Genomic DNA, 13,125 nt, shown 5'->3' with positions numbered 1-13,125 from the left:
GCGTCTTTCTTCCTGAAGCCATCCCGGAGCGTCGCCTGAAAAGGCGGCGCTCTTTAAGTTTTGGAGGCGGGCGCCTGAGCCTCTTCGAGGATCCGCTCAGCCTGTTTGCGATGGGGCGCGTCCAGCATGGCGCCTTCGAGATTCACCGCCCCCGCGCCCGGCGCGGCGGCGAAGGCCGCCAGAACGCGCCGCGCCCAATCGACTTCGACGGCGCTCGGAGCGAAGGCGGCGTTGATCGCCGGAACCTGCGCCGGATGGATCGCCATCATGCCGCGAAAGCCGTCGCGGCGGGCGCGGGCGGCGTAGGCGGCGAGTCCGGCCATGTCCTTGAAGGCGGGAAACACCGTGTCGATGGGCGAGACCCCCGCCGCATGGGCGCCGAACAAGGTCAGGCTCCGGACTATCTCATAAGGCGCGGAGTAACCGCCGTCCGGCTCGCGCGAGGTCGCGGCGCCGATGGCGGCGGGCAGATCCTCGGCGCCCCATGTCAGCCCGCAGAGCAGGGACGCGACCTCGCGGTAGCTCCCGAGCCCGAAGATCGCCGCCGGGGTCTCGGTGGCGATGGGCAGAACCGGCGGCAGCCTCCCCCCATGCGCCGCGACGCGCGCCTGAAGCGCCTTGACGCTCGCCGCGCTTTCGGATTTCGGCAGCAAAAGCCCGTCCGGCGCGCCCTCCAGCACCGCCGCGAGATCGCGGTCGGCCTCGGGCCCTTGCAGCGGATTGATCCGCACGAAGACCCGCGCCGAACGCTGAGCGGAGGCGAGAAGCTCGGCCACGCGCCGCCGGGCCTCGGGCTTGCGCTCGGGCGAAACCGCGTCCTCCAGATCGAGGATCACCGCGTCGGCGCCGGATTCCAGCGCCTTGAGCATGCGGTCCGGACGGTCGCCCGGCGTGAAGAGCAGCGAACGGAGCCTCATGCGGCGGGCCTCCGGCGAATGAGCGCCGTGCGCAGACATTGACAAACCACGTCGTCGCGCTGGTTCACGGCCTGATGCTCGAAGGTGACCAATCCGGCCTCGGGGCGCGATTTCGACTCCCGCAGCGCGACCACCTTGGAGCGCGCCCGCAAAGTGTCGCCGATGAAGACGGGCTTGGGCATCACCACTTTGTCATAGCCCAGATTCGCCACCAGCACGCCTAAGGTGGTGTCGCCCACCGAAAGCCCCACCATCAGCGCGAAGGTGAAGGTGCCGTTGACGAGAATCCGCCCGAATTCGCTGGCCGCCGCCGCCTCGGCGTCAAGGTGCAGAGGCTGCGGATTATGGGTCAGGGCCGAGATCAGCAGGTTGTCCGTCTCGGTGACGGTGCGGCGGATCTCATGTTCGAGGGTTTCGCCCTCGGTCCAGTCTTCGAACCAGCGTCCGGTCATGCGGCGCCCTCCTCATCGCGCCCGACCGCCGCCAGAAGCGCGCTTTCCGTCACCTGATCGCCCGCTTTGACCGCCAGACGCGTCACGGTTCCGTCGAAAGGCGCGGCGAGGGCGTGCTCCATCTTCATGGCGGTGAGGGTCAGCAGCTTCTGACCCTTGGCCACCTTCTCGCCCTCCGCGACCTCGACGGAGACCACGAGCCCCGGCATGGGCGCGAAGATCTCGCCGCCGCCCTCGGCGCCCGCGCCTTCCGCGCCGTCGTCGGCGGTAGGCGCTCTGAAGGCCCAGGCCTCGCCGTGATAAAAAACGACGCGATCCTCCTCGCCGGAGAAAAACCAGTTGAGAGAAAGCTGGGCGCCTGAGGCGATTTTCTGAGGATCCGCCTCCAGGTCGACCCAGCGAACGCCGCCCGCAATCCAGATTTCGGCGCGCGGCGCAGAATCGGCGTTCAGGCGGAAGCCCTGCAGCCGGTCCCAGGGACCGGGCGACCAGAGATTGCGGCTCTTTTCCCTCGTGAGATCCAAAACCGCCGTCTGCATGACCACCAGCGGAGGCTCGCCATCCGGAACAAGCCTTTCCGCATGGCGCTCGATGAAGCCGGTGTCTATGCGCCCGGCGATGAAATCCGGATCGGAGGCCGCCCGGACGAGAAAGCCCGCATTGGTTTTGACCGGCCAGACCTGCACCTGCGCGCAGCCCATCGCCAGATTTCGGGCCGCCTCCTCGCGCGTGTCGGCGTGGACGATCAGCTTGGCGATCATCGGATCATAATAGGGCGAGACCTCGCCGCCCTCCTCCACGCCCGCGTCCACGCGGCAATGAACGCCAAAACGCATCTTCTCGTCATCGGGCGGATAAAACCAGCTCGGGAGGTGGAGCCGCTCCAGCCGCCCGGTGGAGGGCAGAAAGCCCGCTGCGGGATTCTCCGCGTAAAGCCGGGCCTCCATGGCCCAGCCCTTCATCGTGATCTGATCCTGAGTCTTCGGCAGAGGCTCGCCGCAGGCGACGCGCAATTGCCATTCGACCAGATCCTCGCCGGTGATCTCCTCGGTGACGGGATGCTCGACCTGAAGGCGGGTGTTCATCTCCATGAACCAGATGCGGTCCGCGCGCAGGCCCTCGGAGCCGTCGGCGATGAATTCGATGGTCCCCGCCCCGACGTAATCCACCGCCTTGGCCGCCCGCACCGCCGCCGCGCAAAGCGCCTCGCGGGTGGCGGGGTCCATGCCGGGGGCCGGCGCCTCCTCGATCACTTTTTGATGGCGGCGCTGCAAAGAGCAATCGCGCTCGAAGAGATGCACCGCCCCGCCCTGCTGGTCGCCGAAGACCTGAACCTCGATATGGCGCGGATTGAGGATGTATTTCTCCAGCAGCACCCGGTCGTCGCCGAAGGAGGCGGCGGCCTCGCGGCGGCAGGAGGTCAGCGCCCCGAGGAAATCCTCGGCGCGGTCGACGCGGCGCATGCCTTTGCCGCCGCCGCCCGCCACGGCTTTGATGAGAATCGGCCAGCCGATGGCCGCAGCCTCGGCGGCGAGACGCGCCTCGCTTTGATCCTCGCCGAGATAACCGGGGGTGACGGGGACTCCCGCTTCCTGCATCAGGCGTTTGGCGGCGTCCTTCAGGCCCATGGCCCGAATGGAGGAAGGCGGCGCCCCCACCCAGATCAGGCCCGCCTTCTGGACCGCCTCGGCGAATTCGGCGTTCTCCGAGAGGAAGCCGTAGCCCGGATGAATCGCTTGGGCGCCCGTCTTGCGGGCGGCCTCCAGAATTTTGGCTTGGACGAGATAGCTCTCGCGGGCGGGGGCCGGACCGATCAACACCGCCTCGTCGGCCTCCTTCACGAAGGGCGCCTCGGCGTCGGCTTCGGAATACACCGCGATTCCGCGCACCCCAAGACGCTTGGCCGTGCGCAAAATGCGCCTTGCGATCTCGCCGCGATTGGCGATCAGCAGACTCTCCATCATGGCCGATCTCCTCTCACATACGGAACACGCCGAAGCGCGGCGTTTGGGGAATGGGGGCGTTGAGCGTCGCCGAAAAGGCGAGGCCCAGCACGTCGCGGGTCTGGACGGGATCGATCACGCCGTCGTCCCAGAGCCGGGCGGTGGCGTGATAGGGATTGCCTTCGTCCTCATAGCGGGCGCGGATGGGATTTTTGAAAGCCTCCTCCGCCTCTTTGGACCATTCCTCGCCGCGCGCCTCCAGAGCGTCGCGGCGGATGGTCGCCAGCACCGAGGCCGCCTGTTCGCCGCCCATCACGCTGATGCGGCTGTTGGGCCAGCTGAAGAGAAAGCGCGGGCGGTAAGCCCTTCCGCACATGCCGTAATTCCCAGCGCCGAAGGAGCCGCCGATCAGCACGGTGATCTTCGGCACGCTGGCGGTGGCGACGGCGGTCACGAGCTTGGCGCCGTCCTTGGCGATGCCGCCCGCCTCATATTTGCCGCCCACCATGAAGCCCGAGACGTTTTGCAGGAACAGCAAGGGAATCCGGCGCTGACAGGCCAGCTCGATGAAATGCGCGCCCTTCATGGCGCTCTCCGAGAAGATCACGCCGTTATTCGCCAGAATGGCGACGGGAATTCCCCAGATATGGGCGAAGCCGCAGACCAGAGTGGTTCCGTAAAGCGGCTTGAACTCGCGGAAATCGGAGCCGTCGACGATGCGGCCGATGGCCTCGCGCACGTCATAGGGCGAGCGCAGATCCTGCGGGAGAATCCCATAAAGCCCTTCGGGATCCAGCGCGGGCGGACGCGGCTCCGCAAGCTCGATGTCGAGGGGTTTCGGGCGGTTCAGCGTGGCGACGATCTCGCGGACGATGCGCAAAGCATGCTCGTCGTTCTCGGCGACGTGATCCACCACGCCGGAGCGGCGGCCATGGACCTCGGCGCCGCCGAGATCCTCGGCGGAGATGACTTCGCCCGTCGCGGCCTTCACCAGAGGCGGCCCCGCGAGGAAGATCGTGCCCTGATTGCGCACGATCACCGTCTCGTCGGACATGGCGGGCACATAGGCCCCGCCCGCCGTGCAGCTGCCCATGACGCAGGCGATCTGCGGAATCCCCTCCGCCGACATCTGCGCCTGATTATAGAAGATCGCGCCGAAATGATCGCGGTCGGGGAAGACCTCGGCCTGATGCGGCAGATTCGCGCCGCCGCTGTCGACCAGATAAACGCAAGGAAGGCGGTTCTCGCGGGCGATCTCCTGCGCCCGGAGATGCTTCTTGACGGTCATCGGGAAATAGGCGCCGCCCTTCACCGTGGCGTCATTGGCGACGATCATGACCTCGCGGCCCGAAACCCGCCCGATCCCGGCGATCACGCCCGCGGCGGGGGCCTCGTCCTCATACATGCCGCCCGCCGCCAGAGCCCCGATCTCCAGAAAGGAGGAGGCCGGATCCAGAAGCCGGATGACGCGCTCGCGCGGCAAGAGCTTGCCGCGCTCGGTATGGCGGGCGCGGGCGCGCTCGGGGCCGCCGAGGGCGGTCTTGGCGGCCCGCTCGCGCAGCTCCTGCGCGAGGGCGCGGTGATGGGCGGCGTTGGCCTGAAATCCCGGCGAATCCGGGTCTGCGGCGCTTTTGATGCGGCTCATGCCCCGACGATCTCCCGCCCGATGAGGTAGCGGCGGATTTCATTGGTGCCCGCGCCGATGTCGTAGAGCTTGGCGTCGCGCACGAGGCGCTCGACGGGCCATTCCTTGGTGTAGCCAGCTCCGCCCAGAGCCTGCACGGCCTCAAGGCTGGTTTTGACGGCGTTTTCGCTGGCGAGCAGAATGGCGGCGGCGGCGTCCGCGCGGGTGGTCTTGCCCGCGTCGCAGGCCTTGGCCACGGCGTAGACATAGGCCCGCGAGGAGTTCAGAGCCACATACATGTCGGCGATCTTGGCCTGCATGAGCTGGAAATCGCCGATGCGCTGGCCGAATTGCTTGCGCTCGCGGACATAGGGCAGCACCACGTCCAGCGCGGCCCGCATGATGCCGAGCGGACCCGCCGAAAGCACGGCGCGCTCGTAATCCAGTCCGGACATGAGGATCTTCACGCCCTCGCCTTCCTTGCCCATCAGGCGGTCGGCGGGGATCTCGCAATCCTGAAAGACGAGTTCGGCGGTGTCCGAGCCCCGCATGCCCATCTTGTCGAGCTTGGGCGAGACGGAGAAGCCTTCGTCTCCCTTCTCGATGAAGAAGGCCGAGATGCCGCGCGGCCCGGCGGAGGGATCGGTTTTGGCGTAGACGACGAGCGTGTCGGCTTCGGGGGCGTTGGTGATCCAGAACTTCGTCCCGTTGAGCCGCCAGCCTTTGGCGGTTTTATCGGCGCGGGTGCGCATGGAGACCACGTCCGAGCCGCTGCCCGCCTCCGACATGGCCAGAGAGCCGACATGCTCGCCCGAGATGAGCTTGGGCAGATAATGGCGCTTCTGCTCGGGATTTCCCCAGCGGCGAATCTGATTCACGCAGAGATTCGAATGGGCGCCGTAGCTCAGACCCACCGAGGCCGAAGCGCGGGACACCTCCTCCATCGCCACGACATGCTCCAGATAGCCGAGTCCGAGCCCGCCGAATTCCTCTTCGACGGTGATCCCGTGGAGGCCAAGCTCGCCCATTTTCGGCCAAAGCTCGCGCGGGAATTTATTCTCGCGGTCGGTCTTGGCGGCCAGAGGCGCGATATGCTGATCGGCGAAACGCGCGGTCGTCTCGCGGATGGCCTCGGCGGTTTCGCCGAGTCCGAAATCGAATTCCATAGCGGTCTCCTCCCAGCGGGCCGCGCGAGGCGTCCCTTCCCTCCTCCCGGACGCGCGGCCCGACGGGGGATCCTTTAGTTGGAGGGAAGCTTAAACAGAGCGCGGGAGGTCTGGCAATCCCCCGCAACTTTTCGTCTCGCCGCTTCAGCTTTTTCCGCGGGCGCGGGTCGGGCGTCGGCCCGCCCTGCCCGCCGTCGAGCGCCCCGCGCGGCGCAGATCCGCCGCCGAAGCCTCCTCAAGCGCCGATTGCCGGACGAAGGGATCCTCGGCGGTGAGCAGCTCGGCCATCTCCAGACGCTTCACTTCGTCGCGCAGACGCGCGGCCTCTTCGAATTCGAGGTTCTCCGCCGCCTTGAGCATTTGTTTGCGCAGGGCCTCCAGATGTTTGGCGAGATTGCCGCCCACGCCGGGTTTGACGCCCTCCGGCAGCTCCGGCGTGACATGATCGCCCTCATAGAGCGATTGCAGGATGTCGGCGATGTTCTTCTTGACGGATTGCGGCGTGATTCCATGCTCTTGGTTATAAGCCTGCTGCTTCTCGCGGCGACGATCCGTCTCGGCCATGGCGCGGGCCATGGAATCGGTGATCTTATCGGCGTAGAGGATCGCCACGCCCTCGACGTTGCGGGCCGCGCGGCCGATGGTCTGGATCAACGAGGTCTCCGAACGCAGGAAGCCCTCTTTATCGGCGTCGAGAATCGCGACCAGCCCGCATTCAGGAATATCAAGACCTTCGCGCAGCAGGTTGATCCCGACCAGCACGTCGAAGACCCCCAACCGCAGATCGCGCAGGATCTCGATGCGCTCCACCGTGTCGATGTCGGAATGCAGATAGCGGACCTTGATCCCCTGCTCATGGAGATATTCGGTCAGATCCTCGGCCATGCGCTTGGTGAGGGTCGTCACCAGCGCCCGCATTCCGGCGGCGGCCACGCGGCGGCATTCGGCCATGACGTCGTCGACCTGATGCGTCACCGGGCGCACGATCACCGGCGGATCGATGAGCCCCGTCGGGCGGATGACCTGCTCGGTGAAGACGCCGCCCGTGCGCTCCATCTCCCAGCGGCCCGGAGTCGCCGAGACGAAGACCGATTGCGGACGCATCGCGTCCCATTCCTCGAATTTCAGCGGGCGGTTGTCCATGCAGGAAGGCAGGCGGAAGCCATATTCCGCCAGAGTCGATTTGCGGCGGAAGTCGCCCTTATACATCGCCCCTAATTGCGGGACGGTCACATGGGATTCATCCGCGAAGACCAACGCATGATCCGGCACATATTCGAAGAGCGTCGGCGGCGGATCTCCCGGCATGCGTCCGGTCAGATAGCGCGAATAATTCTCAATGCCCGCGCAGGCGCCCGTCGCCTCCATCATCTCCAGATCGAAGAGCGTGCGCTGTTCGAGGCGCTGGGCCTCCAGAAGCTTTTCTTCAGCGCGGAAGCGGTCCAGCGTGAGGACGAGTTCCGACTTGATGCCCTTGATGGCCTGATTCAGCGTCGGGCGCGGCGTGACGTAATGGCTGTTGGCGTAGACGCGCACGGCGTCGAGCGGCGCGGTCTTGGCGCCGGTCAGAGGATCGAATTCCTCGATCTTTTCAAGATCGTCGCCGAAGAAGCTGAAGCGCCATGCGCGGTCTTCGAGATGGGCGGGCCAAAGTTCGAGGATGTCGCCCCGAATCCGGAAGGCGCCGCGCTGAAATCCGGTCTCATTGCGCTTATATTGCTGCGCCACCAATTCGCGCGTCACCGCCCCGAGATCATAGCGCTGGCCCGCCCGCAGATCCTGCGTCATGGCGGTGTAGGTCTCCACCGAGCCTATGCCGTAGATGCAGGAGACCGAGGCCACGATGATCACGTCGTCGCGCTCCAGCAGCGAGCGCGTGGCCGAATGGCGCATGCGGTCGATCTGCTCGTTGATCTGGGCGTCCTTCTCGATGAAGGTGTCGGTGCGCGGGACGTAAGCTTCCGGCTGGTAATAATCATAATAGGAGACGAAATATTCGACCGCGTTCTCGGGGAAGAAGGCTTTGAACTCGCCGTAAAGCTGGGCGGCCAGAGTTTTGTTATGGGCGATGATGATCGCCGGACGCTGAGTCTCTTCGATCACCTTGGCCATGGTGAAGGTCTTGCCGGTGCCGGTCGCGCCGAGCAAGACCTGATCGCGCTCGCCCTGCCCCACCCCCGCCGCAAGCTCGGCGATGGCGGTGGGCTGATCTCCCGCCGGGGCGTATTCGCTGACCATCTTGAAGCGGCGGCCGCCTTCAAGCTTGGCGCGGGCGGGCTTCTGAGGATCGGCGGGGAGTCCGATGTCGACGGTCATGGCGCGCTTCCCACATCTGGCGGGTTCTCCAAGCGTTCCTATATAGCCCGATTCCCCGGAGGCGCCAGAGCGAAAAGCTCATCCGCCCGAAACTCACCCCCCCGTCATGGGCGGGAAGAAGGCGAGTTCGCGCACGTCCGTCAGAGGCGCGTCCCATGCGACCATCTCCTGATCCGCCGCCACCCGCAAAGCCGAAAGATCGGCGAAGGCCAGCTCATAGCGCGCGTCCAGAGTCTTCAGCCAAGCCACGAAGGCGGCGGAGCTTTCCAAAGCCTCCGCCGGGGGCGAAAGCTTCTCCTCGCCCCGCCCGATCCGCTCGCGCAGCCAGGCGAAATACAGCACCTTCACAGCCGCTTTCCCTTCTCCTGAGCCATCATCCAGAGCGCCGCCTTGCGCAGATAATCCCAGCCCGTGATCACCGTCAGAGCCGCCGCCACCCAGAGCAGTCCCAGAGCGAAGACCATGAAGGGGCTGAAATAATCCGGCTTGCTCATCTGCGGGCCGACCCAAGCCGCGTGGAAGAGCATCACCGAGATCGCCGACATCTGCGCGGTGGTCTTCCATTTGGCGAGCTTCGTCACCGCGAGGCTGACGGGCTTGTCCGCCGTATATTCGCGCAGACCCGCGATGAGCGTCTCGCGCAGCAGAATCAGCGAGGCCGGGATGAGGAAGCTCAGATAAGGCCCATAGCTGAAGGCCAGCGCGAACAAGGCGCAGGTCACCATGGCCTTATCGGCGATGGGATCCAGCATTTTGCCGAATTCGCTGAACTGGTTGAGTTTGCGCGCCAGATAGCCGTCCACGAAATCGGTGATTCCGCCGATGGCGAAGATCGTCAGCGCGATCCAGTCCGCAGTGGGGCGGTCGGTCATGCCATAGGCCAGAACCACGAAGGGCGTCGCGATCAGACGACCGATGGTCAGAATATTGGGGATCGTCCAGATCACGTCAGCCCTCGCCGTGAAAATGCTCATAGATGCGCCGCGCCAGAGCCTCAGAGACTCCGGGCGCGCGCGCCAGCTCCGCCAGATCCGCCTCGGCGGCGGCCTTGGCCGAGCCGAAATGCGCCAGAATCGCCCGTTTGCGGGTCGGGCCGACTCCCTCGATCTCGTCGAGGGGATTGACCGCCGCCGTCTTCGCGCGACGCGCCCGATGGGCGCCGATGGCGAAACGATGCGCTTCGTCGCGCAGGCGCTGCAAGAAATACAGCGTCGGATCGCGATGCGGAAGCGCGAAAGCCGAACGGCCGGGACGATGCAGCATCTCTTTGCCCGCGTCGCGGTCTTGGCCCTTGGCGATGGCGAGCAACTCCAGATCCTCCACGCCCATCTCCGCGAGGATCGCCTCAGCCGCCGAGAGCTGCCCCGCGCCGCCGTCGATGATGGTCAGATCCGGCCAAAGGCCCTTGGTGCGGTCAGGGTCTTCGCGCTGAAGCCGCTCGAAGCGGCGGCGGAGAACCTCCTTCATCATGCCGAAATCATCGCCGGGAGTCAGGTCCTCTCCCTTGATGTTGAATTTGCGATATTCGTTTTTGAGCCAGCCCTCCGGCCCCATGACCACCATGGCGCCCACGGCGTCGCGGCCCATGATATGCGAGTTGTCATAGACGTCGATGCGGGAGGGCGGAGCTTCAAGCTCCAGAGCCTCGCCCAGACGGATCAGCAAACGCCCCTGAGCCGCCGAATCCGCCAGACGCCGCGCTAAGGATTCCCGCGCATTGCGCAGGGCTTGCTCGACCAAAACCTTCTTATCGCCGCGCTGAGGGAGTTGAATCTCCACCTTGCGCCCGGCGGCCTCGGTGAGGGCGGCCTCCATCAGCGCGGATTTCTCCAGCTTATGGCTGACCAGCAAAAGGCGCGGCGCCGGACGGGTCGCGTAGAATTGCCCGATCACCGCATCAAGGATGGCCTCTTCGTCGGCCTCGGGCGGCAGACGCGGGAAATAGGCCCGATTGCCCCAGTTCTGGCCGCCGCGATAGAAAAACACCTGAACGCAGGCCTGTCCGCCCTCCAGATGCAGGGCGAAGACGTCGGCCTCGCTGACGACCTCGACGTTCACGTCCTGACGCGCCTGAACCGCCGAAAGCGCCCGGATGCGGTCGCGCAGAGCCGCCGCGCGCTCATATTCCATCGCCGCCGCCGCTTCGGACATCTCCTCCGCGAGGCGCTCCTGAATCTTGGTCGAACGCCCGTCGAGGAAATCCGCCGCCTCGGAAACGAGTTCGGCGTAGGCCTCCGGCGCGACCAGATCCACGCAGGGCGCCGAACAGCGCTTGATCTGATGCAGCAGGCAGGGCCGCGAGCGGTTGGCGTAGACGGAATCGGCGCAGGTGCGCAGAAGAAAAGCCTTCTGAAGTTGGGCGATGGTCTGAGACACCGCTTGTCCCGAGGCGAAAGGCCCGAAATAGCGCCCCTTGACGCTGCGCGCCCCCCGCCAGCGCGTCAGACGCGGCGCGGCGGTCTCCTCGGCGATGAGGATATAGGGGAAGGACTTATCGTCGCGCAGCAGCACGTTATAGCGCGGCTTCAGCTGCTTGATGAGGTTCGCCTCAAGCAAGAGCGCTTCCGTCTCGGTGCGGGTGACCACGAAGATCATGCTCGCCGTGGCGGCGATCATCCGCTGAATGCGCAGCACATGGCCCGTCAGGCTCGTATAGGCCGAGACCCGCGCCCGCAGACTCCGCGCCTTGCCGACGTAGAGCAGATTCCCCGCCGCGTCGAACATCCGATAGACGCCCGGCGATTCCGGCAGAGTCCGCCAGAGACGCCGGATGACCTCCGGCCCGACCTCCACCGGCTCCTCGCCTTCGGGCGCCAGAGGCGCGCCGCCCTCCTCCTCCAGAGTCAGAGGCGGGGCCTCCCGATCCGGATCGGGAAGAGGCTCGGCGGCGAGAGGCTTGCGGGGGCCGCGCATGGCGGATCTCCTGAGCGAGGCGGCGGGGAGGAAGAGCGTTTCCCTAAAGTTCGCTCTTCGGGGCGCAAGCTTCAAGCCCCGAAGCGCGCCGAAAGCTCCCTTTTTCGACGCGAAAACCCGGAGGATCGGCCTGCTGGGATCTCCCGAATCATGCGCGCCTCCGCAAGCCTTTCCAAAGCCTTTCCGGGGCTTGCAAACCATCCCCAGACCCTGTGGATAAGTCTGAGGAAAACCCTCTGAAGATTCCTGCAAGGGCCTGTAATCGCAAGGATCGGAGCGGATCGGCCAAAAAACAGGCAAATTCGGCAATCTGCTGATAAATCATGGAATTTCACGCCGGAGGCGAAGAAATCGCGCCGTCTCCATCCTTAACGCGCGTTCATACTCGTAAACGAAATTGTCAACCCCATGTCATGAAGAAAAGCGTCGCAGAAAATTCACAGCCCCTATTCTAAAGATATTTATATATTCAAATTCAATATCTTGAGAAAGAGCGTGAATCTTAGATCTTCGGAAATTCCGTTGAAATCAGGGCTTTCCGCCGCAGGGCGGCGAAAATATGTGGATAACTCCGCATCCGGTCCCGCAGGAAACGCGAATCAAACCCGCTTCCGGCGACGCAAAATCTCCGCCCCGACGGCCCGCGCCCGAGGCACGGCGGCGGTCTTCTCCACCCTCACGCGCACGGCCTCCACGCGTCCGTCCGAGAGGCACAGCTCCGCGATGGCTTCGACGAGGGTTTCGACAAGCTCCGTATGCCGGTCGCGCGCGAGGCGCTCCACCTGTTCGCAGACCGAGGCGTAGCAAACCACGTCGGCGTATTCGCGATCCTGCTTGCGCATCTTCGCCGGAACGAAGACCGCGGGCCGCGCCTGAAGATCCGGCCCGAGGGTCAATTCGATGTTCACGAGGATCGGCTGAAAGGCCAGCTTCTCATGATGATAGACCCCGATGGAGGCGCTGATCTGAAGATCGCGGATGAGGATCCGGGTGTATTCGTTCTGAACTTCGGTCATTCGCGTCCTCCGACGACGTCCGGCGTGCGCCAGCCGAGATGCTGGCCGCCGTCCACCGCGATCATCTGGCCCGTCACGGCGCGGGCCGAGATCAGATAGCGCAGGGCGGCGCAAATATCATGGGGATCCGCGCCGCGCTCCAGAATCAGCCCCGCGCGCTGACGGGCGAAATGCTCCGGCGTCTGGCGGTCGTTGGCGAGGGTCGGGCCGGGGCCGATGGCGTTGACGCGGATCCGCGGCGCCAGTCCCTGCGCCGCCGTCTGGGTGAAGGCCCAGAGCGCCGCCTTGGCCAGAGTATAGCTGCTGAACATGGGCGTGAGGCTCCAGACCCGCTGATCGACCATGTTCACCACCAGAGCCCGCGCCAGAGGCTCGCCGTCATGGATTTCGGCCTCAGGGGCCTGAGCCGCGAAGGCTTGCGTCAGCACATAGGGCGCGCGGAGATTGGATTCGAAATGGCGATCCCAGATTTCGCGCGTGTTGCTGGCGAGGGTGTCGAATTCGAAGATCGAGGCGTTGTTGACCAGCAGCGTCAGAGGGCGCCCCAGAGCCGCCGCCGCCGTCTCCACCAGCGGCGAGACTTCATCCTCTTTCAGAAGATCGGCTTGCAGCCCCACGGCCTTGCGGCCTCCGGCGCGGATCCCGGCGAGGGTCTCCGCCGGATCGGAGCCGTGATGATGCACGGCCACGTCCCAGCCCTGCGCCGCCAGATCCAGAGCCATGGCCTGCCCGAGCCTTTTGGCCGCGCCGGTCACCAGAGCCGCGCCGGGTTTCATCT

At 65.4% G+C, this 13,125-nt stretch carries 11 protein-coding genes; all 11 read right to left on the bottom strand.

From position 1 onward, the window contains the following. Positions 1–53: 53 nt before the first annotated feature. Positions 54–917, bottom strand: coding sequence for an HpcH/HpaI aldolase/citrate lyase family protein (locus B161_RS0111090; protein WP_018633472.1), 864 nt, complete (start codon positions 915–917; stop codon positions 54–56). Then, entirely contained in the window at positions 914–1,369 is a 456-nt protein-coding gene (locus tag B161_RS0111085) for a MaoC family dehydratase (protein WP_018633470.1), read from the bottom strand. Before B161_RS0111085 ends, B161_RS0111090 begins: the two co-directional genes overlap by 4 nt. Then, the gene (locus B161_RS0111080) at positions 1,366–3,333 is read right to left on the bottom strand and encodes an acetyl/propionyl/methylcrotonyl-CoA carboxylase subunit alpha (protein WP_018633469.1); all 1,968 of its coding nucleotides are present in this window, start codon (positions 3,331–3,333) and stop codon (positions 1,366–1,368) included. Before B161_RS0111080 ends, B161_RS0111085 begins: the two co-directional genes overlap by 4 nt. 13 nt (positions 3,334–3,346) lie before the next feature. Next, on the bottom strand, positions 3,347–4,957 hold the full coding sequence (locus tag B161_RS0111075; protein ID WP_018633468.1) for a carboxyl transferase domain-containing protein: 1,611 nt from the start codon (positions 4,955–4,957) through the stop codon (positions 3,347–3,349). Next, a complete protein-coding gene (locus B161_RS0111070; RefSeq protein ID WP_018633467.1) occupies positions 4,954–6,102 on the bottom strand; it encodes an isovaleryl-CoA dehydrogenase in 1,149 nt (382 codons plus the stop codon). Before B161_RS0111070 ends, B161_RS0111075 begins: the two co-directional genes overlap by 4 nt. A 144-nt stretch (positions 6,103–6,246) precedes the next feature. Then, a complete protein-coding gene (gene uvrB, locus B161_RS0111065; RefSeq protein WP_018633466.1) occupies positions 6,247–8,418 on the bottom strand; it encodes an excinuclease ABC subunit UvrB in 2,172 nt (723 codons plus the stop codon). A 93-nt stretch (positions 8,419–8,511) separates the two neighbouring features. After that, positions 8,512–8,766, bottom strand: a complete 255-nt coding sequence (locus B161_RS0111060; RefSeq protein WP_018633465.1) for a MoaD/ThiS family protein — start codon at positions 8,764–8,766, stop codon at positions 8,512–8,514. Beyond that, the gene (gene pgsA / locus B161_RS0111055; RefSeq protein WP_040789924.1) at positions 8,763–9,365 is read right to left on the bottom strand and encodes a CDP-diacylglycerol--glycerol-3-phosphate 3-phosphatidyltransferase; all 603 of its coding nucleotides are present in this window, start codon (positions 9,363–9,365) and stop codon (positions 8,763–8,765) included. Before pgsA ends, B161_RS0111060 begins: the two co-directional genes overlap by 4 nt. A gap of 1 nt (position 9,366) precedes the next feature. Then, positions 9,367–11,331, bottom strand: a complete 1,965-nt coding sequence (uvrC, locus tag B161_RS0111050; RefSeq protein ID WP_018633463.1) for an excinuclease ABC subunit UvrC — start codon at positions 11,329–11,331, stop codon at positions 9,367–9,369. Between the two features lie 599 nt (positions 11,332–11,930). Next, entirely contained in the window at positions 11,931–12,347 is a 417-nt protein-coding gene (locus B161_RS17860; protein ID WP_018633462.1) for a dihydroneopterin aldolase, read from the bottom strand. Continuing rightward, positions 12,344–13,123, bottom strand: a complete 780-nt coding sequence (locus B161_RS0111040; RefSeq protein ID WP_018633461.1) for an SDR family oxidoreductase — start codon at positions 13,121–13,123, stop codon at positions 12,344–12,346. The genes B161_RS17860 and B161_RS0111040 overlap by 4 nt, the downstream gene beginning before the upstream one ends. Between the last annotated feature and the right edge of the window lie 2 nt (positions 13,124–13,125).

The organism is Neomegalonema perideroedes DSM 15528, assembly GCF_000374145.1.
Classification (GTDB): domain Bacteria; phylum Pseudomonadota; class Alphaproteobacteria; order Rhodobacterales; family Rhodobacteraceae; genus Neomegalonema; species Neomegalonema perideroedes.
The sequence above is the reverse complement of the archived record's forward strand: the minus strand, read 5'-3'. Positions and strand labels throughout refer to the sequence as shown.

Bases quoted from the DNA above. Each gene is read 5' to 3' on its own strand.
- B161_RS0111070 (WP_018633467.1), bottom strand. From the start codon at position 6,102: ATGGAATTCGATTTCGGACTCGGCGAAACCGCCGAGGCCATCCGCGAG.
- B161_RS17860 (WP_018633462.1), bottom strand. From the start codon at position 12,347: ATGACCGAAGTTCAGAACGAATACACCCGGATCCTCATCCGCGATCTT.
- B161_RS0111075 (WP_018633468.1), bottom strand. From the start codon at position 4,957: ATGAGCCGCATCAAAAGCGCCGCAGACCCGGATTCGCCGGGATTTCAG.
- B161_RS0111040 (WP_018633461.1), bottom strand. From the start codon at position 13,123: ATGAAACCCGGCGCGGCTCTGGTGACCGGCGCGGCCAAAAGGCTCGGG.
- uvrB (WP_018633466.1), bottom strand. From the start codon at position 8,418: ATGACCGTCGACATCGGACTCCCCGCCGATCCTCAGAAGCCCGCCCGC.
- B161_RS0111090 (WP_018633472.1), bottom strand. From the start codon at position 917: ATGAGGCTCCGTTCGCTGCTCTTCACGCCGGGCGACCGTCCGGACCGC.
- B161_RS0111085 (WP_018633470.1), bottom strand. From the start codon at position 1,369: ATGACCGGACGCTGGTTCGAAGACTGGACCGAGGGCGAAACCCTCGAA.
- uvrC (WP_018633463.1), bottom strand. From the start codon at position 11,331: ATGCGCGGCCCCCGCAAGCCTCTCGCCGCCGAGCCTCTTCCCGATCCG.
- B161_RS0111080 (WP_018633469.1), bottom strand. From the start codon at position 3,333: ATGATGGAGAGTCTGCTGATCGCCAATCGCGGCGAGATCGCAAGGCGC.